The following is a 17,329-nucleotide window of genomic DNA, read 5'->3' as shown; positions in this document are numbered from 1 at the left end:
CGACCGACAGTGAAGCCGGCAGGCCCCAATCCCCGCTCCCGGAGGGTTTTCCGTGCCGGCTGGAACGCTGTACCGCGGCCGGGAAGGCATGTGGTCCTGGGTGGCTCATCGAGTCACCGGCGTCCTCATTTTCTTCTTCCTGTTCGTACACGTCCTCGACACCGCTCTCGTCCGTGTCTCCCCCGAGGCATATGACGACGTCGTCGCCACGTACAAGACACCGATCGTCAACCTGATGGAGTACGGCCTCGTGGCCGCCATCCTCTTCCACGCGCTCAACGGTCTCCGCGTCATCGCGGTGGACTTCTGGTCCAAGGGACCGCGGTACCAGAAGCAGATGCTGTGGAGCGTCGTCGGTGTCTGGGTCGTGCTGATGGCAGGCGCTTTCTACCCCGTGCTCCAGCACACGCTGCGCACGCTGTTCGGGAGCTGAGTCGCGAGATGTCCGCTGAAACCACCCCCGCTGCCGTGAACGACGACGCCGTGTCGCTCTACGACGTCGACAACCCGGCCCCGGTCATCGAGGCGCCGCGCAAGCGCACCAAGAAGACCCCGAAGTCGACGCGCACCAACTTCGAGATGTACGGCTGGCTCTTCATGCGCCTGTCCGGCATCGTGCTCGTCGTCCTGGTCCTCGGCCACCTGCTGATCCAGCTCGTCCTCGACGGCGGCGTCAGCAAGATCGGCTTCGCCTTCGTGGCCGGCCGCTGGGCCTCCCCGTTCTGGCAGGCCTGGGACCTGATCATGCTGTGGCTGGCGATGCTCCACGGCGCCAACGGCCTGCGCACGGTCATCAACGACTACGCGGAGCGGGACAACACCCGCTTCTGGCTGAAGATGCTGCTGTACACCGCCACGGTGTTCACCGTCCTGCTGGGCACGCTGGTGATCTTCACCTTCGACCCGAACATCCGCTAGGCCACGGGGCTGAGGTAATCACGATGAAGATCCACAAGTACGACACCGTCATCGTCGGCGCCGGTGGCGCCGGCATGCGCGCGGCCATCGAGTCGACCAAGCGCAGCCGCACCGCGGTGCTCACCAAGCTCTACCCCACCCGCTCCCACACCGGCGCCGCCCAGGGCGGCATGGCCGCCGCCCTCGCGAACGTCGAGGAGGACAACTGGGAGTGGCACACCTTCGACACGATCAAGGGTGGCGACTACCTGGTCGACCAGGACGCCGCCGAGATCCTGGCGAAGGAGGCCATCGACGCGGTCCTCGACCTCGAGAAGATGGGCCTGCCGTTCAACCGCACCCCGGACGGCACCATCGACCAGCGCCGCTTCGGCGGTCACAGCCGTAACCACGGCGAGGCCCCGGTCCGCCGGTCCTGCTACGCCGCGGACCGCACCGGCCACATGATCCTCCAGACGCTGTACCAGAACTGCGTCAAGGAGGGCGTGGAGTTCTTCAACGAGTTCTACGTCCTGGACCAGCTGATCACCGAGGTCGACGGCGTCAAGAAGTCCGCCGGTGTGGTGGCGTACGAGCTCGCCACCGGCGAGATCCACGTCTTCCAGGCCAAGTCGGTCATCTACGCCTCCGGCGGCACCGGCAAGTTCTTCAAGGTGACCTCCAACGCCCACACCCTCACGGGTGACGGCCAGGCGGCCTGCTACCGCCGCGGCCTGCCCCTGGAGGACATGGAGTTCTTCCAGTTCCACCCGACGGGCATCTGGCGCATGGGCATCCTGCTGACGGAGGGCGCCCGCGGTGAGGGCGGCATCCTCCGCAACAAGGACGGCGAGCGCTTCATGGAGAAGTACGCGCCCGTCATGAAGGACCTCGCCTCGCGCGACGTCGTCTCGCGCTCCATCTACACGGAGATCCGCGAGGGCCGCGGCTGCGGTCCCGAGGGCGACCACGTCTACCTGGACCTCACCCACCTGCCGCCGGAGCAGCTCGACGCCAAGCTCCCGGACATCACCGAGTTCGCCCGGACGTACCTCGGCATCGAGCCCTACACGGACCCGATCCCGATCCAGCCGACCGCGCACTACGCCATGGGCGGCATCCCGACCAACGTCGAGGGCGAGGTGCTGGCCGACAACGACACCGTCGTCCCCGGCCTGTACGCCGCCGGCGAGGTCGCGTGCGTGTCCGTGCACGGCGCCAACCGCCTGGGCACCAACTCGCTGCTCGACATCAACGTCTTCGGTCGTCGCTCCGGCATCGCCGCCGCCGAGTACGCCCAGAAGGCCGACTTCGTCGAGCTGCCGGAGAACCCGGCCGAGCTCGTCGTGGAGCAGGTCGAGCGGCTGCGCAACTCCACGGGCAAGGAGCGGGTCGCCGAGCTCCGCAAGGAGCTCCAGGAGACCATGGACGCCAACGTCATGGTCTTCCGCACCGAGCAGACCATCAAGACGGCCGTCGAGAAGATCGCCGAGCTGCGCGAGCGCTACAAGAACGTGTCCATCCAGGACAAGGGCAAGCGCTTCAACACGGACCTGCTGGAGGCCATCGAGCTGGGCAACCTGCTCGACCTGGCCGAGGTGATGGCCGTGTCCGCGCTGGCGCGCAAGGAGTCCCGCGGCGGTCACTACCGCGAGGACTTCCCGAACCGCGACGACGTCAACTTCATGCGCCACACCATGGCGTACCGCGAGGTCGACGCGGACGGCAAGGACTCGATCCGTCTCGACTACAAGCCGGTCGTCCAGACCCGCTACCAGCCGATGGAGCGTAAGTACTGATGAGCACCCCGACTCTCGAGAAGGTGGAGGCCGAGGCGCAGGCCTCGCCGTACATCACGGTCACCTTCCGGATCCGCCGGTTCAACCCGGAGGTCTCGGCGGAGGCCACCTGGCAGGACTTCCAGGTCGAGATCGACCCGAAGGAGCGCGTGCTCGACGGTCTCCACAAGATCAAGTGGGACCTGGACGGCTCGCTGACCTTCCGTCGCTCCTGCGCGCACGGCATCTGCGGCTCCGACGCCATGCGGATCAACGGCAAGAACCGGCTGGCCTGCAAGACCCTGATCAAGGACATCAACCCGGCCAAGCCGATCACGGTCGAGCCCATCAAGGGTCTGACGGTCCTCAAGGACCTCGTGGTCGACATGGAGCCGTTCTTCCAGGCCTACCGCGACGTCATGCCGTTCCTGATCACCAAGGGCAACGAGCCGACGCGTGAGCGTCTGCAGTCCGCCGAGGACCGCGAGCGCTTCGACGACACCACCAAGTGCATCCTGTGCGCCGCGTGCACCTCCTCGTGCCCGGTGTTCTGGAACGACGGCCAGTACTTCGGCCCGGCGGCGATCGTCAACGCGCACCGCTTCATCTTCGACTCGCGTGACGAGGCGGGCGAGCAGCGCCTGGAGATCCTCAACGACAAGGACGGCGTGTGGCGCTGCCGCACGACCTTCAACTGCACGGACGCCTGCCCGCGTGGCATCGAGGTCACCAAGGCGATCCAGGAGGTGAAGCGGGCGCTGATCACGCGCCGCTTCTGACCTCCGGTCCGGTTGTCCGGGAAGGGCCCGCCGTCACCCGAAGGGGTGGCGGCGGGCCCTCCCCGTTTCAGGCGGACCGCAGCGCCGCCGCCGCCAGCATCTCGTCCTCCCGGCGGCGGACCTCCATCGCCCGGGCCACCCCGCGCAGCGCCGCCTTCTTCCGCTCCAGCTCGGCCATCTGCTCCTCCACGCGGGCGAGCTGATCGTCCAGGACCTGGACGGAGTGGGAGCAGGCGAGCAGCCCGGGGCCGCCCTGGGCGCAGGGCAGCAGGGTGCGGATGACCTCGGTGGTCATTCCCGCGTCGAGGAGTTCGCGGATGCGGTGAACACGCTGGGCCGCGTCCGGGTGATAACGGCGGTAGCCGTTGCCGTCCCGCTCGGAGCGGAGCAGGCCCTGCTGCTCGTAGTAGCGGAGCAGCCGGGTGCTGACCCCCGTGCGTTCCGACAGTTCACCGATGCGCATAAGCGAATCCCCCACCCACGCTTGACCTTGACACTGATGTCATACGGCAACCTCTGACGCATGACACGGATTCCCGCATTCGCAACGACCGTTCACGGCACCGGCCCCGGGCTGCTCCTCGCGCACGGCGCGGGCGGCAGCATCGAGGGCAATTACGTCCCCGTCCTTCCGGCCCTCTCGGCCGGGCACACGGTGGTGGCCCCCGACTACCCCGGCTCCGGCGCCACGCCGCGTGCCACCGGTCCGCTGGGGCTCGACGCGCTGGCCGACGGGATCGTGGCCGCGGCGGACGAGGCCGGGCTGGAGAGTTTCACCCTGGTGGGTTATTCGCTGGGCACCATGGTCTCCGTACGGGCGGCCGCCCGGCACCCGGAGCGGGTGCGGGGCCTGGTGCTGACGGCGGGCCTGGCCAAGGCGGACAACCGGACGCGGGCCTCGCTCTACCTGTGGAATCGGCTGCTGGAGCAGGGCGACCTGGAGGCGTTCGCCCGGTTCGCGGCGCTGACCGGCTTCGGCGAAACGTTCTTCAACGGCCTCCCGGAGACGACGGTGGAGCCCTTCCTGGAGATCGTGGCGCGCGGTGTCCCGGCCGGGGCGGCCGAGCAGGCCGCCGTGGTCGGCGCCTCCGACACCACCGGTGACCTCGCCGGCATCTCGGTGCCCACGCTGGTCATCGCGACCCTCCAGGACACGCTGGTCGCCCCGGCCAACTCCCGTTTCCTCGCGGAGCGGATCGCGGGCGCGGAGTACGCGGAGATCGACACGGGGCATGTGCCGATGGCCGAGCGGCCGGAGGAGTGGCAGAAGCTGATCCTGGACTTCCTGGGCCGGCACGGTCTCTAAGGCGGTCTCTAGGGCAGGCCCAGGGAGGTCGGCCGGTCGTACCCCACCGTGTTCGTGGCCAGTTCCTCCGCGGTGATCTCGGAGGCCCAGCCCTCGGGCGGTTCCTGGTAGGGGCTGCACGCGCCGCAGGCCGCGCACGTCCACCGGCCGTGGATGCCGTGCACGACGACGCCGCACCCGGCGCACGTGTCGGTCGTGTAGTAGGGCGGCTCGCCCGGCGAGGCGGGCGAGCGCCACGGGTGCTGGTCCATCCGGTCCATCCCCCCAGACTGCCACGCACCGCGCCCCGAAGGGGCGCGGGGAACTGCGCGATCAGCCCCCACCGGCCCGCAGTCGCAATGACCTCGCTGCCGGCGAATCGCTCAGGCGAGCGGCTTGCGCAGCAGCATCATGAAGAAGCGCGTCTTCTCCCGGATGATGGTGCGGACGCCCGTGTACGCGGCGTCCGTCTGCTCGACGAACTCGGCGCCCAGCGCGGCCGTGAGCTCCTCGCGCCGGTCGCGCAGCAGCAGGGCGATGATGTCCGCGCTGATCGCCAGGTTGGCGGAGAGGTCCTTGAATTCCAGGGTCCGGAAGCCGGTCCGCTCCAGCAGGGCGAACAACTCGGGCAGCGGAAGCGGGGGGTTGGAGGCCAGGACCGTCTCATAGAGGCCCAGCTCGACGGGGGTGAGCTCGGCGACCAGGGACGACTCCAGGATCATCAGCTGCCCGCCGGGGCGCAGCACCCGCCAGGCCTCGCCGAGGGCCTTGACGCGGTCCATGTGGCACAGGCTCTCCACCGCCCAGGCGGTGTCGAAGCTCTCGTCCTCGTAGGGCAGGTTCATGGCGTCGACGACCTCGAAGGTGAGGCGGTCGGCCAGCCCGGTGGCGCGGGCCATCTCATTGGCCCGGGCGATCTGTTCCTTGCTGACGGAGATGCCGGTGACGCGGGTGCCGCTCTGCTCGGCGAGGCGGGCGGCGGGGCGGCCGGGGCCGCAGCCTATGTCGAGGTGGTGGCCGCCGGGGCGGGCGTTCATCAGCCGGACGAGGTAGTCGGTGTAGCGGTCCTGCGCCTGTGAGGAGAGGGCCACGAGGTCCATGCTCGCCGGATGGGGCTCGTCCGGTGACACCCACAGGCCGCAGTGGACGCTGTCGCCGAGGGTCATGTGGTACAGGTCGCCGAACTTGTCGTACCAGGCTCCCACCGTCTCGGCCTTGATGAGGTCCTGAGGGTCCTGAGGAGCTTTCTGCTGCGGCACGTCGTCCCCTTCCGGGAGTTCCACGAGTCAGCCGTACTCGACCAGCGGTACTCGATCAGCCGTGCGCGATCACCACAAGACCGTCTGCCCGGTCCGTGGATCATTCCAGCCAGTCCTCAGATCCGGGCCAGCATCCACAGCCGCCAGATGCCCGTGCCGTCCGTCAGGTACTGCGTCCCGGCGATGCCCGAGTTGCTCAGCACGTAGTCCTTCCGCTGCCACAGCGGCACCAGCGGCACGTCCTCGGCGACGATCTTCTGGATGTTCCGGAAGTCGTCCGCGACCCGGCCGCGCTGGTCGTTCTGCTGGGCCTTGCGGATGAGCTTCTCCACCCGGGAGCTGGAGTAGCCGGAGTGGAGGGCGTTGCCGGCGCCGACCAGGGGCGTGGTGAAGGTGTCCGGGTCGGGGAAGTCGGCCAGCCAGTTGACGCAGTACGCGTCGTACTCGCCCCGGGCGTAGCCCCGCTGGAACTCCGTCCACTCCACTCGTTTCGTCGTCACCTCGAACAGTCCCGTGGCCTCCAGCTGGCGGCGCAGCAGGGCCGCCTCCTGGTCGGTGGCCGCGCCCTTGGAATAGGCGAGGGTGAAGCGGACGGGGGTGGGCACGCCGGCCTCCAGGAGCAGCCGGCGGGCCCGGTCCTCGTCGGGCTTCGGGTAGGCGTCGAAGAAGGACGTGGCGTGGCCGGTGAAGCCCTGCGGGACGAGCGAGTAGAGCGGCTCGACGGTGCGGAGGTGGACGTCCCGGGCGAGGTTCTGGCGGTCGACGACGGCCGCGACGGCCTGCCGTACGGCGAGCGGCTTCGCCGGGGCGCCGTCGCGGAGGTTGAAGACGAGGAAGCGGGCGTTGGCTCCGGAGGTCTCGGTCATCCGGGAGCCGGTCTCGGAGAGGGAGTACTTGGCCAGGTCGGCGGGCGGCATCTGGCGGGCGGCGACGTCGATGGTCCCGTGCCGCCAGGCGTCGCTCATCCGGGCCGGGTCGGGGAAGTAGCGGACCGTCACCGGGGCGCCTACGTCCTTGATCGCGCCCTCGTACCGGTCGTTGGGCGCGAGCTCGGCGCTCGTCCCCGGCCGGTAGTCCTTGAGGGTGTACGGGCCCGAGCCGTCCACCCGGTCGCCCCGGCGCAGTGTGTCGAAGGGGTACTCGCGGTGGTCGACGATGGAGCCGGCGCCGGTGGCGATCTTCAGGGGGAAGGTCGCGTCGGGGGCCTTGAGGCGGAAGGTGACGACGCGTCCGCCGCCGGAGGTCTCGACCGAGCCCAGGGTGTCCAGCAGCGGTCCGGGGCCCTGCGGCGACTTGATCCGGGCGATGCGGTCGAAGGAGAACTTCACGTCCTCGGCGGTCAGCTCGTGCCCGTTGGCGAAGCTCAGCTCCGGGCGCAGCTCGCACGTGTACGTCCGCAGGTCGTCGCCCTTGAAGCCGCAGCTGCGGGCCGCGTCCGGCACCGGGTTCTTCGATCCGGGGGCGAAGGTCAGCAGGGACTGGAAGAGGTTGCCGTACAGCGCCCACGACCCGGCGTCGTAGGCCCCCGCCGGGTCGAGCGCGGTGACCGTGTCGGTCGTACCGACCTGGACGGGCCCCCGGCCGCGGTCCTCCCCCGGGGTGAGCCGGCAGCCGCCGGCGCCCGCCGCGAGCAGCAGGAACGTCAGCGACGCCCCGGCAGCCCGCCGCCCACGTAACCCTCTTCGTACCCGGACCTCACGCATCCCCCGCGCCCCTCCCGCCCAGTGATGCGCATCACCGTAGAAGGGGGAACGGGCGTACGTCCCGGGAATGGGTCAACCGGCGGCTATGAACTACGCCGCAGCGCCCGCACGCCACGCAACCCGATGAGTCCTACAGCCGTCCCCAGAAGAAACGAAGTGATCGCGAGCAGCAGGTGGACCCAGAAGTACGCGGTCGGGGAACCCGCGTCGTCGAAGGCCAGCCCGCTGCCGTCCTTCCAGAGATTTTTCACGAAAGTGACCCAGATGACCCAGCTCCAGGCGCCGAACGCCAGCAGGAACCACGACACGGGACGGGAGAGGGTCGCGGGAACCGGTGCCGGAGCGGGAGCCTCCGGGGAAGCGGGGGCCTTGGGCTCGGTGGGGGAAGCATCGGTGGGGGAAGCAGGGGAAGCGTTCGCCATGGGTTTCAGTATGCGTTCCGGTGCCCGCAATGGTCCTATCGGGTCCTCGGTGGGCGCCCTCCGTGAGGCGCCGTCCCGGTCGGCGGAGCGTGACGGTACGTTCACCAGCGTGCCGACGACGACATCACACCCCCCGCGGTACTCCGCGACGCCCCGACGCCGCCGCGCGGCCCTGCTGGCCGCCGGTGCCTCGCTGTTGCTCCCCCTGGCGGCCGCAGCCCCCGCCCTCGCCGTTCCCGCCCCGGGCCCCAGCGGCTCGCCGGCGCTCTCCCCCGGCGCCTCGACGAAGCCCGGTGCTTCGGCGACCCCCGGCAAGGCCGCCGACGGCAAGGCCAAGCCCCCGCCGAAGCGGCTGCCGCCCGCCAAGATGTCGACGGTGGGCGGCGAGCTCCTGGGCCGGCCCGGCCCGCAGGTCCAGCTGGGCCCCGGCGCGCCCGAGCTGCCCCGGGACCTCAGCGGGAACTCGTGGCTCGTCGCGGACGCCGAGACCGGTGACATCCTCGCCGCCAACAATGCCCACTGGCAGCTTCCGCCCGCCTCCACGCTGAAGATGCTCTTCGCCGACACGGTGCTGCCGAGGTTCCCCAAGACCCAGAAGCACCAGGTCAAGCCGTCCGACATGGAGGGCATGGGCGAGGGCAGCAGCCAGGTCGGGATGAAGGAGGGGCTGACCTACTCCGTCCACGACATGTGGATGGGCGTCTTCCTGCGCTCCGGCAACGACGCCGTGCACACGTTGTCCGCGATGAACGGCGGCGTCGCCAAGACCGTCCGGGACATGCAGGACCACGCCGACGAGCTCCAGGCCGAGGACACCCACGTCGTCACGCCCGACGGCTACGACGCCGAGGGGCAGGTCTCCAGCGCCTACGACCTGACGCTGTTCGCCCGCTCCGGCCTGCAGAAGGCCGACTTCCGCGAGTACTGCTCGACGGCCCGGGCGCAGTTCCCCGACGAGGACCACCCGGGGAAGACGAAGGAGATCGTCAACACCAACCGGCTCCTCACCGGCCAGGACGGGGTGCCGGCCTACAAGGGCATGGCGGGGGTGAAGAACGGCTCCACCACCAACGCCGGCAACACCTTCACCGGCGTCGCCCAGCACGACGGCAAGAAGCTGCTGGTCACCGTGATGAACCCGGAGACCAAGGAGCGCAACCAGGTCTACAAGGAGACCCAGTTGCTCCTCGACTGGGGCTTCGAGGCGGTCGGCCACGTCAAGCCGGTGGGGGTGCTCGTCCCGCCGAAGGGCGGCTTCCCCGCCGACAAGGGCGGTACGACGGACGGGCAGTCCCCGCAGGGCGCCCAGGCCGCCGTCACGGGCGGCGGCGACGGCATGTGGACGGCCGTCGGCCTGACGGGCGGGGCGCTGGCGGTGCTGGCCGTGGCCGGGTTCGTCGTCAACCGCCGGCATCCGCTGCCGGAGCGGGGGCGGCGCCGCGCGGGTCACGCGGCGCCGCCTAAGAACCCGCAGAACCCTCCGTCGGACCCCCCGCAGGACTGATCTCCCGCTTCTCGCCGTGCCGCGTGGCCGCGCCGTCGGTGGTGGTCCACGCGGCACAGTAGAGCGTGAGCTTCGCCGTGAAGTTGATCCACAGCAGCAGGGCGATCGGGGTGCCGAACGCGCCGTACATGCTCCGGGCCGCCACGCCCCGCAGATAGCCGCTCAGCACCAGCTTGAGCAGCTCGAAGCCCACCGCCCCGAGCAGCGCCCCGGTGACCAGCCGGCGCCGCTCGGGCTGGACGCCGGGCAGCCTCGACAGGACGTAGAGCATCAGCAGGAAGTCCGCAAGGACGGCGATGCAGAAGCCGACGGCCGTCAGCAGCCCGCCGACGCCCTCCAGCCCGGCCCGCTCCACGACCCAGCCGACCGCGGCCGTCGCGAAGGCCGAGCAGCCGGCGGACAGCAGGAAGACCCCGCCGAGGCCCAGCAGCAGGGTGGCGTCCTTGACCTTGAGGAGCAGGACATTGCCGGGGTCCTCCTCCAGCTCCCACACCGCCCGCAGGCACTCCCGCAGCTGACCGACCCAGCTGACCCCGGTGAACAGCAGCAGGGCGCCCGCGACCAGCCCGACCGTGCCGGCGTTGTCGGTGAACGTGCTGACGTCGAGGGCGCCGGAGGGCACCTGCTCGGCGATCCGCCGCTCCAGGTCCTTGGTCTGCTGATCGCTGAGCACGGCGGCGGCCACGGCCGCGCCGAGGGTGAGCAGGGGGAAGAGCGCGACGAAACTCGAGAAGGTGATCGCGGCGGCGAGCCGCGTCCACTTCACACGATCGAGGGTGGCGTACGCGCGCCAGGCGTGCGTACGCATCGCCTTCGAGGCGAGTGGGCCGATCAGGGGCAGCCGGGTGAGCCAGTCCATGAGCTACGGATACCCGTGCCTTCCTGCCGGGGCACGGCCGCTGTCACGTCGTCGCTCCCAAAGGGAAAGTCGCGCTCGAGGCGCCAGATACCGTCCTCTCCCTGCTCGTAGAGGGCGAAGCCCTCGATCGTCCACTCCGCCTCGTAGTCCGCGAGCTCCGTGAAGGCCCGGTCCATGGCCTCCTCGGCGATGCCGTGGGCCACGGTGACATGCGGGTGGTACGGGAACTGGAGCTCCCGCGCGACCGGGCCCGACCCGTCCCGCACCCGCTTCTGGAGCCATGCGCAGGAGGCCGAGCCCTCGACCACGTTCACATAGACGACGGGCGAGAGCGGCCGGAACGTGCCCGTCCCCGACAGCCGCATCCGGAAGGGGCGCCCCGCCGCCGCGACCTCGGCGAGGTGCCGTTCGATCGCGGGGAGCGACGAGGCGTCCACCTCGGTGGGCGGCAGCAGGGTGACGTGCGTGGGAATGCCGTGGGCGTGCGGGTCGCCGAAGCCCTCGCGGCGCTTCTGGAGGAAGCTGCCGTACGGCTCCGGGACCGCGATCGAAACGCCGAGCGTTACGGTCCCCACTGCGTTCTCCCTCCTGGCGCCTGTACGTCCCCGTGGTCAGTGTGACGGCTGGGCCGCTCCCACTGCCAGATCTCCTGGTCCCGCCCGCCCGGGCCAAGGGTCCCGACGTGCGCGGACGCCGGTGAACCGTATCCGGATGGCTCAGCGGCCGGCGGGGCCGCCGAAACGCGACCCGTCAGTGCTTGGCGGGCAGGAAGCCCACCCGGTCGTACGCCCGGGCCAGGGTGTCCGCCGCGACGGCCCGGGCCTTCTCCGCGCCCTTGGCCAGCACCGCGTCCAGCTCGGCCGGGTCGTCCAGGTACTCCTGGGTACGGGCGCGGAAGGGGGTGACGAACTCGACCATGACCTCGGCGAGGTCGGTCTTGAGCGCGCCGTAGCCCTTGCCCTCGTACTTCAGCTCCAGGTCGGCGATGGTGGTGCCGGTGAGCGTGGAGTAGATCGTGAGGAGATTGCTGACGCCCGGCTTCTTCTCGGCGTCGAAGCGGATGACCGTGTCGGTGTCGGTGACCGCGCTCTTGATCTTCTTCGCCGAGACCTTGGGCTCGTCGAGCAGGTTGATCAGGCCCTTGGGGTTGGCCGTCGACTTGCTCATCTTCGCCGACGGGTCCTGAAGGTCGTAGATCTTCGCCGTCTCGCGGACGATGTGCGCCGACGGGAGGGTGAAGGTGTCGCCGAAGCGGCCGTTGAACCGCTCGGCCAGGTCGCGCGTGAGCTCGATGTGCTGGCGCTGGTCCTCGCCCACCGGCACCGCGTCCGCCTGGTAGAGGAGGATGTCGGCGACCTGGAGGATCGGGTACGTGAAGAGGCCGACCGTGGTGGCGCCGGCGCCCTGCTTGGCGGACTTGTCCTTGAACTGCGTCATGCGCGAGGCCTCGCCGAAGCCGGTGAGGCAGTTCATCACCCAGCCGAGCTGGGCGTGCTCCGGGACATGGCTCTGGACGAACAGCGTGCAGCGCTCCGGGTCCAGCCCGGCGGCCAGCAGCTGGGCGGCCGCGACACGGGTGTTGGCCCGCAGCTCCTTGGGGTCCTGCGGCACGGTGATCGCGTGGAGGTCGACGACCATGTAGAAGGCGTCGTGGGTCTCCTGCAGGGCCACGTACTGACGGACTGCACCGAGGTAGTTCCCGAGGTGGAACGAGCCTGCGGTGGGCTGGATACCGGAGAGAGCGCGCGGACGATCAAGGGCCATGCACAACATTCTCTCAGGTGCGGGAGCGGACTCGGTTCAGCTGTGGAAAACCGCGTCCACCGAGGGTGTACGGCGGGTGTACAAAGGCGTCAGCATCAGCCCCGGAGTGGAACGGAGCACATGGTGACCGCCACGGAACGCAGCATCGCCGCCGCCGAGAAGTACAGCGCGCACAACTACCATCCGCTGCCGGTCGTCGTCGCGACCGCGCAGGGCGCCTGGATGACCGACGTCGAGGGGCGCCGCTATCTCGACATGCTCGCCGGCTACTCGGCGCTGAACTTCGGCCACGGCCACCGACGACTGATCAACGCGGCCAAGGAGCAGCTCGACAGGGTGACGCTGACCTCCCGCGCCTTCCACCACGACCGCTTCGGCGAGTTCTGTACCGAGCTGGCGGAGCTGTGCGGGATGGAGATGGTCCTGCCCATGAACACGGGCGCGGAGGCCGTGGAGACGGCCGTGAAGACCGCCCGCAAGTGGGGATACCGCGTCAAGGGCGTCCCCGACGGCAAGGCGAGGATCGTCGTGGCGGACAACAACTTCCACGGCCGCACGACCACGATCATCAGCTTCTCCACGGACGAGGAGGCCCGGGCGGACTACGGTCCGTACACGCCGGGCTTCGAGATCGTCCCGTACGGCGACCTGGCGGCCCTGGAGGCCGCCGTCGACGAGCACACCGTGGCCGTGCTGCTGGAGCCCATCCAGGGCGAGGCGGGCGTCCTGGTGCCCCCGCCCGGCTATCTGGCGGGCGTCCGCCGGCTCACACGGGAGCGGAACGTCCTCTTCATGGCGGACGAAATCCAGTCCGGGCTGGGCAGAACGGGCCGGACGTTCGCCTGCGAGCACGAGGACGTGGTCCCGGACGTCTACATCCTGGGCAAGGCGCTCGGCGGCGGCGTGGTGCCGGTCTCGGCGGTCGTCTCCTCGCGCGAGGTGCTGGGCGTCCACAAGCCGGGCGAGCACGGTTCCACCTTCGGGGGGAATCCGCTGGCGTGCGCGGTGGCCCTGGAGGTCATCGCGATCCTCCGCTCCGGCGAGTACCAGGAGCGCGCGGCCCGCCTCGGCGACCACCTCCACCACGAGCTCGGCCTCATGGCCGGCGGCCCGGCCGTCACCGCCGTCCGCGGCCGGGGCCTGTGGGCGGGCGTCGACATCGCCCCGGAGATCGGCACGGGCCGCGAGGTCTCGGAGCGGCTGATGGCGCGCGGGGTGCTGGTCAAGGACACCCACGGCGCGACGATCCGCATCGCCCCGCCGCTGGTCATCAGCAAGGAGGACCTGGACTGGGGGCTGGAGCGGCTGCGGGAGGTGCTGGCGGGCTGAGGGGCCGCCGGGCCGGGGCGGGCGTCGACCTCACGACGGCCGGATGGGGCGAGGCCCTGGCCGAAGCGGGGTTCCGGGCGGCCGACGGGCCGACGTGCTGGCCGGCGGGCGGGAGCTGTCGGGGTGGCTGGTGGAGGCGGTGCGGTAGCGGTCGCCTCCCGTGGTAGCGGTCACCCTTCCGGGAGGATCACGTGGGGGACGAAGCGGGCGTACCCGTCCGTGACCAGGCCCGACGACTCCCGGATACCCAGGCCGGCGGGCTCGCCGTCGACCACCCAGGCGCCCAGCACCACGTGGTTGCCGTCGAATTCGGGGAGCGGGGCGAGTTCCTGGTAGCAGCAGGGCTCGTCCCGCACGGCGGATCCACTCCCGGCGGGGTGGAGGGTGACGCCCGCGCCCTCGCGCCCGAAGAGCGGCTTGGCGGCCCAGCCGCCTTCGCGCGCGAGTTCGCGGGGGCCGTCCAGATAGGCGGGCAGCAGATTCGGGTGCCCGGGAAAGAGTTCCCAGAGCACGGCCAGCAGCGCCTTGTTCGACAGCAGCATCTTCCACGCCGGTTCGATCCACAGCGTGGACCCCGTACCGCCGCCGTTGTCGAGCGTGTCGAGCACGTGCGGGCCGAAGTCGTCCTCCGCAAGCCATTCCCAGGGGTAGAGCTTGAAACAGGCGCGGATGAAATGGAGTTTCTTGTCGACGAAACGGCCGGAGAGGCCGTCCCAGCCGATGTCCTCCATCGAGATGACGTCCGTCGCGATGCCCGCCTGTTCCGCCGTCTCACGGAGATAGGCGACGGTCATCAGGTCCTCGCCCAGTTCATCGCCGATGGAATGCGCGAAATGCACGGGCGCGCCGGGCGGCAGCAGGTCCGCCTGGCGGCGCCAGGCGTCGACGAGCCGTTCGTGGAGGGAGTTCCACTGGTCGGCGTCGGGAACGCCGGCGAAGCGTTCCTCCATCCAGAACCACTGCGGACCGGCCGCCTCCACGAGGGATGTCGGGGTGTCGGCGTTGTACTCCAGCATCTTCGCGGGGCCGCCGCGTCCGTCGTAGCGCAGGTCGAAGCGCCCGTAGAGGGAGGGGAGTTCGTCGCGCCGGTGCCAGGACTCGGTGATCAGGGCCGTGAGCCGGGGGTCGGTGAGGCCGAGGCCGGCGAAGCGGTCGTGTTCCACGATGTGCGCGGCCGCGGCCAGGCACATCGTGTGGAGCTCCTCGACGACGTCCTCCAGCGCCTCGATCTCGGGCAGCGTGAAGGAGTAGTACGCGCTCTCGTCCCAGTACGGCCGCAGGGAGCCGTCCGGTTCCCGGGTGAGCGGATAGATCAGGCCCTGTTCCTCGACGGTGTTCTGCCAGCCGGGGCGAGGGGTGGCGCTATGGCGGCGCATGTTCCGCGATCAGCCGCCGCTCGAACCGGAATGACTCTTGGAGGAGGAACAGCCGAAACCGCCCCGGGAAACGGCCTTGCTCTTGTCGAACGTACCGGCCTTGGCGCGGCTGCCGGAATTGCCGGAGTTGTAGTACCAGGTGCCGGTGCCGGCGGCATGGCCACCGCTGCCGTTGCTCTTGCTCTTGCAGGCCTTCGAGTCGAGGACTTTGTAGCCCTTTCCCGCCTCGTAGCTGTTGCGGTCCACGCAGCGTTTGTCCGGCTCGGATCCGCAGGAGGTGAGGGCGGCGGCGAGCACGCCCATTCCGCCCAATATGACCGTGCTGGATCGCAGACGCCGTCGCGCCTTCTTCTCCATCTCTGACGCCCCCGTTTGCGTTCGAAAGTTCGTCCACCCTAAACCGTGCCTCCGGGCCTGCCGCCCGGCACCCCCGCGCGGCCGTATTGCCGGGTCCTCCGCCGCCCCGGAGACTGTTGCCTGCGAGCCGACCGTCAGCGCATGCGAATGGGGTTGCCCGTGACGCCGTCACTGTTCCGGATGCTCGACTGGCACGAACTGATCGAGGCCGAGCGGCAGCAGCCCGGCGCCCGGGTCTTCGTCTCCGACTACAACGGCGGGCACCCGTTCGTGGAGGAATTCCTCGGCGAGCTCGCCGACACCTCCCCCGGCCGCCTGGCGGACATCACCCGCTACTCCGGCCTGGACGAGGACGACGAGCTTCGCGCCAAGATCGCCACGATGCACCGCCGCTACGACGGGGCCGGCTGCACGCCCCGCAACGTGCTTCCGGGCGGTGGCTCCAGCAGTCTCCTCGGCACGTTCGCCACCTGGCTGCTGCTGACGGGACGGCGGCGGGTCCACTACGTCCAACCGGTGTACTACAAGCTGGCCTACCTCTTCAGACGCATGGGCATCGAGCCCGTCCCCGTCGCCCGAGGCCACGCCTACCAGCCGGACTTCGATCTTCGCCTGCCCGACGAACGGACCGTGCTCGTCCTCACCGACCCCGTCTGGTACGCGGGCAGAAGAGTCCCGTCCACGGTGCTGAAGACGATCGGTGACTGGCAGCAGGAGACCGGCTCGCTCGTCTTCGTCGACGGGACCTTCCAGTACATGCGCTGGGACGGGGAAGGCGGCGAGGAGTCGGCGGCCCATCTGCCCGGCGATCTCACCCTCCGCATGGTGTGCCCCACCAAATACCTGTCGATCCACGGCTATCGCTGCGCGCATCTGCTCGTCCCCGAGCAGATGCGCGAGGAGCTGGCAGAGCTGCATATGAATCTGCACGGTGATGTGGCGGTCTCCGACCGTCTCTTCGCCCACCGTGCGGCCGACCTCATGCTCGGCGAGGGCAACGGCGCGCTGATACGGCACATCCGCGACCGTCACCGGACGCTGGCGGACAGCGGCGCGCTCAGCGCGCTGATGCCGGTGGAGGCCGGTTTCTTCCTGTTCGCCCGGCCGCGGGTGCCGCACCGGTGGTTCCTGGCGCTGGACGGGAAGTACTTCGAGCTCGACGGCCACCCCGGTTACATCCGCATCAACCTTCTCAACCGGCCAGGTGTGGAGGCCCTGATGACCGCCGGTGTCCGTCAGCCCGGGAAGGCGTGACGTCCGGCCCAGACCCGCGCCGAGATCCGGGCCAGCAGGCGGGCGGCCGGATCGTCTGTGTCCTCGCCGTTGGCGAGGGGCCCGGTGTAGCAGACGGCGATCGTGTACGGCCCGGCGTCCGGCGGATGGACGACGGCGGCGCAGTGCCGCACCCCTGGGAACCAACCGTTCTTGCTCGCCAGCCGGGTCCCCGGCGGCAGCCCCGCCGCCAGGTCCACGCGGTGGACGTTGCCCTCCAGCAGGGCGAGCAGCTCCGGCTCCAGCGACTCCAGCAACCGGACGAGATCCCCCGCGGTGACCAGGTTGCGAATGCCTGCCGCGCGCCCCGGCACGTCCTCGATGCCGCGCGGTGTGTCACTGCCGCGCGCCCCCGCCTGCTTCCACACGCGAGCCACGGCCTCGTGGCCGGTCTCGGCGAGGCAGAGGTTGGTGGCCAGGTTCGAGGAGTGCGTCACCATCCGCTCGGCGAGCCAGCGCAACGACGCGGTGCCACCGAGGAGTTCCCAGGGCTCGTCGTCGCTGTCGTAGGAGCGGTCGTTGGCGAAAGTGCCGGTTCCCGTCACAGAGGCGAAACGATTGATGACCGGAACCCGCCTGTCGAGGTCCGTTCCGTCACGATGCAGCGCCGCGAGCACGGCGAGCTTCATCGTGCTCGCCGCGTCATGCGGCACGTCCGGGTTGCGTACGACGACGGGAGCGCGCCGCCAGGGCGCCACGACTACGGAAAGCACGACCCGACTCTAGGGTTGGGGCGGCCTCCGCG

Annotated in this window: 19 protein-coding genes; 8 read left to right on the top strand and 11 right to left on the bottom strand. The window is 70.0% G+C overall.

The genetic code is table 11. The features are described 5' to 3' along the window. The first annotated feature begins 52 nt into the window (after positions 1-52). From sdhC to ACFYZR_RS05270, 4 genes are read left to right on the top strand one after another with little or no spacing between them, the layout of a single operon-like run. Complete coding sequence (sdhC, locus tag ACFYZR_RS05285) at positions 53-433, top strand: succinate dehydrogenase, cytochrome b556 subunit (RefSeq protein WP_311611552.1); 381 nt, start codon at positions 53-55, stop codon at positions 431-433. Positions 434-441: 8 nt separating this feature from the next. Continuing rightward, a complete protein-coding gene (locus tag ACFYZR_RS05280) occupies positions 442-918 on the top strand; it encodes a succinate dehydrogenase hydrophobic membrane anchor subunit (protein WP_391905263.1) in 477 nt (158 codons plus the stop codon). A gap of 23 nt (positions 919-941) precedes the next feature. After that, complete coding sequence (gene sdhA / locus ACFYZR_RS05275; RefSeq protein ID WP_391905260.1) at positions 942-2,696, top strand: succinate dehydrogenase flavoprotein subunit; 1,755 nt, start codon at positions 942-944, stop codon at positions 2,694-2,696. Then, positions 2,696-3,454: a succinate dehydrogenase iron-sulfur subunit gene (locus tag ACFYZR_RS05270; protein ID WP_189452995.1), complete on the top strand. Its 759-nt coding sequence runs from the start codon at positions 2,696-2,698 to the stop codon at positions 3,452-3,454. Before sdhA ends, ACFYZR_RS05270 begins: the two co-directional genes overlap by 1 nt. A 67-nt stretch (positions 3,455-3,521) precedes the next feature. On the opposite strand, the gene ACFYZR_RS05265 is transcribed toward ACFYZR_RS05270, so the two are convergent. Then, a complete protein-coding gene (locus ACFYZR_RS05265; protein WP_391905257.1) occupies positions 3,522-3,917 on the bottom strand; it encodes a MerR family transcriptional regulator in 396 nt (131 codons plus the stop codon). Positions 3,918-3,977: 60 nt separating this feature from the next. On the opposite strand from ACFYZR_RS05265, the gene ACFYZR_RS05260 reads away from it, so the two are divergent. After that, a complete protein-coding gene (locus tag ACFYZR_RS05260; RefSeq protein WP_391905254.1) occupies positions 3,978-4,760 on the top strand; it encodes an alpha/beta fold hydrolase in 783 nt (260 codons plus the stop codon). An 8-nt stretch (positions 4,761-4,768) separates the two neighbouring features. Here ACFYZR_RS05260 and ACFYZR_RS05255 read toward each other — a convergent pair whose 3' ends face one another. The 4 genes from ACFYZR_RS05255 to ACFYZR_RS05240 all read right to left on the bottom strand — a co-directional run bounded on the left by ACFYZR_RS05255 (position 4,769) and on the right by ACFYZR_RS05240 (position 8,009). Further along, entirely contained in the window at positions 4,769-5,011 is a 243-nt protein-coding gene (locus ACFYZR_RS05255) for a hypothetical protein (RefSeq protein WP_391905251.1), read from the bottom strand. A 111-nt stretch (positions 5,012-5,122) separates the two neighbouring features. After that, on the bottom strand, positions 5,123-5,998 hold the full coding sequence (locus ACFYZR_RS05250; RefSeq protein ID WP_391905248.1) for an SAM-dependent methyltransferase: 876 nt from the start codon (positions 5,996-5,998) through the stop codon (positions 5,123-5,125). Between the two features lie 116 nt (positions 5,999-6,114). Further along, positions 6,115-7,701 carry an ABC transporter substrate-binding protein gene (locus ACFYZR_RS05245; RefSeq protein ID WP_391905246.1) on the bottom strand — a complete coding sequence of 529 codons (1,587 nt, stop codon included), beginning with the start codon at positions 7,699-7,701 and terminating at the stop codon, positions 6,115-6,117. An 83-nt stretch (positions 7,702-7,784) separates the two neighbouring features. Then, positions 7,785-8,009: an SCO4848 family membrane protein gene (locus tag ACFYZR_RS05240; RefSeq protein ID WP_229358908.1), complete on the bottom strand. Its 225-nt coding sequence runs from the start codon at positions 8,007-8,009 to the stop codon at positions 7,785-7,787. Positions 8,010-8,232: 223 nt separating this feature from the next. Here ACFYZR_RS05240 and ACFYZR_RS05235 point away from each other — a divergent pair, with 223 nt between their 5' ends. Then, positions 8,233-9,627 (top strand): D-alanyl-D-alanine carboxypeptidase family protein, encoded by a 1,395-nt coding sequence (locus ACFYZR_RS05235; RefSeq protein ID WP_391905243.1) that lies wholly within the window; start codon positions 8,233-8,235, stop codon positions 9,625-9,627. Here ACFYZR_RS05235 and ACFYZR_RS05230 read toward each other — a convergent pair. The 3 genes from ACFYZR_RS05230 to trpS form a co-directional block, all read right to left on the bottom strand. Continuing rightward, the gene (locus tag ACFYZR_RS05230; protein WP_391905240.1) at positions 9,584-10,486 is read right to left on the bottom strand and encodes a YihY/virulence factor BrkB family protein; all 903 of its coding nucleotides are present in this window, start codon (positions 10,484-10,486) and stop codon (positions 9,584-9,586) included. The two genes, ACFYZR_RS05235 and ACFYZR_RS05230, sit on opposite strands and share 44 nt — an antisense overlap. Then, on the bottom strand, positions 10,459-11,061 hold the full coding sequence (locus tag ACFYZR_RS05225) for a 2'-5' RNA ligase family protein (protein WP_391905238.1): 603 nt from the start codon (positions 11,059-11,061) through the stop codon (positions 10,459-10,461). The genes ACFYZR_RS05230 and ACFYZR_RS05225 overlap by 28 nt, the downstream gene beginning before the upstream one ends. Before the next feature lie 175 nt (positions 11,062-11,236). Then, positions 11,237-12,256: a tryptophan--tRNA ligase gene (trpS, locus tag ACFYZR_RS05220; RefSeq protein WP_391906022.1), complete on the bottom strand. Its 1,020-nt coding sequence runs from the start codon at positions 12,254-12,256 to the stop codon at positions 11,237-11,239. Positions 12,257-12,370: 114 nt separating this feature from the next. Between trpS and rocD the strand changes: the two genes are divergently transcribed. Next, the gene (rocD, locus tag ACFYZR_RS05215) at positions 12,371-13,579 is read left to right on the top strand and encodes an ornithine--oxo-acid transaminase (RefSeq protein ID WP_391905235.1); all 1,209 of its coding nucleotides are present in this window, start codon (positions 12,371-12,373) and stop codon (positions 13,577-13,579) included. Between the two features lie 170 nt (positions 13,580-13,749). Here the strand turns inward: rocD and ACFYZR_RS05210 are convergent, their stop codons facing one another. Both ACFYZR_RS05210 and ACFYZR_RS05205 read right to left on the bottom strand, forming a co-directional pair. Continuing rightward, the gene (locus ACFYZR_RS05210; RefSeq protein WP_391905232.1) at positions 13,750-14,955 is read right to left on the bottom strand and encodes a glutathionylspermidine synthase family protein; all 1,206 of its coding nucleotides are present in this window, start codon (positions 14,953-14,955) and stop codon (positions 13,750-13,752) included. Positions 14,956-14,964: 9 nt separating this feature from the next. Beyond that, positions 14,965-15,312 carry a hypothetical protein gene (locus tag ACFYZR_RS05205; protein ID WP_391905231.1) on the bottom strand — a complete coding sequence of 116 codons (348 nt, stop codon included), beginning with the start codon at positions 15,310-15,312 and terminating at the stop codon, positions 14,965-14,967. Between the two features lie 159 nt (positions 15,313-15,471). Here ACFYZR_RS05205 and ACFYZR_RS05200 point away from each other — a divergent pair, with 159 nt between their 5' ends. Then, entirely contained in the window at positions 15,472-16,566 is a 1,095-nt protein-coding gene (locus tag ACFYZR_RS05200; RefSeq protein WP_391905228.1) for an aminotransferase class I/II-fold pyridoxal phosphate-dependent enzyme, read from the top strand. On the opposite strand, the gene ACFYZR_RS05195 is transcribed toward ACFYZR_RS05200, so the two are convergent. Beyond that, positions 16,548-17,297, bottom strand: a complete 750-nt coding sequence (locus ACFYZR_RS05195; RefSeq protein WP_391905225.1) for a serine hydrolase — start codon at positions 17,295-17,297, stop codon at positions 16,548-16,550. The genes ACFYZR_RS05200 and ACFYZR_RS05195 overlap by 19 nt on opposite strands. Positions 17,298-17,329: the final 32 nt, after the last annotated feature.

Origin of the sequence: Streptomyces sp. NPDC001678, from assembly GCF_042892945.1 — a bacterium.
Lineage (GTDB): Bacteria > Actinomycetota > Actinomycetes > Streptomycetales > Streptomycetaceae > Streptomyces.
This window is presented reverse-complemented; position numbering and strand designations above follow the sequence as displayed.

Excerpts from the sequence above, each read along its gene's own strand:
- ACFYZR_RS05280 (WP_391905263.1), top strand. The coding sequence starts at position 442 with ATGTCCGCTGAAACCACCCCCGCTGCCGTGAACGACGACGCCGTGTCG.
- sdhA (WP_391905260.1), top strand. The coding sequence starts at position 942 with ATGAAGATCCACAAGTACGACACCGTCATCGTCGGCGCCGGTGGCGCC.
- ACFYZR_RS05270 (WP_189452995.1), top strand. The coding sequence starts at position 2,696 with ATGAGCACCCCGACTCTCGAGAAGGTGGAGGCCGAGGCGCAGGCCTCG.
- ACFYZR_RS05265 (WP_391905257.1), bottom strand. The coding sequence starts at position 3,917 with ATGCGCATCGGTGAACTGTCGGAACGCACGGGGGTCAGCACCCGGCTG.
- ACFYZR_RS05260 (WP_391905254.1), top strand. The coding sequence starts at position 3,978 with ATGACACGGATTCCCGCATTCGCAACGACCGTTCACGGCACCGGCCCC.
- ACFYZR_RS05255 (WP_391905251.1), bottom strand. The coding sequence starts at position 5,011 with ATGGACCAGCACCCGTGGCGCTCGCCCGCCTCGCCGGGCGAGCCGCCC.
- ACFYZR_RS05245 (WP_391905246.1), bottom strand. The coding sequence starts at position 7,701 with ATGCGTGAGGTCCGGGTACGAAGAGGGTTACGTGGGCGGCGGGCTGCC.
- ACFYZR_RS05230 (WP_391905240.1), bottom strand. The coding sequence starts at position 10,486 with ATGGACTGGCTCACCCGGCTGCCCCTGATCGGCCCACTCGCCTCGAAG.
- rocD (WP_391905235.1), top strand. The coding sequence starts at position 12,371 with ATGGTGACCGCCACGGAACGCAGCATCGCCGCCGCCGAGAAGTACAGC.
- ACFYZR_RS05210 (WP_391905232.1), bottom strand. The coding sequence starts at position 14,955 with ATGCGCCGCCATAGCGCCACCCCTCGCCCCGGCTGGCAGAACACCGTC.
- ACFYZR_RS05205 (WP_391905231.1), bottom strand. The coding sequence starts at position 15,312 with ATGGAGAAGAAGGCGCGACGGCGTCTGCGATCCAGCACGGTCATATTG.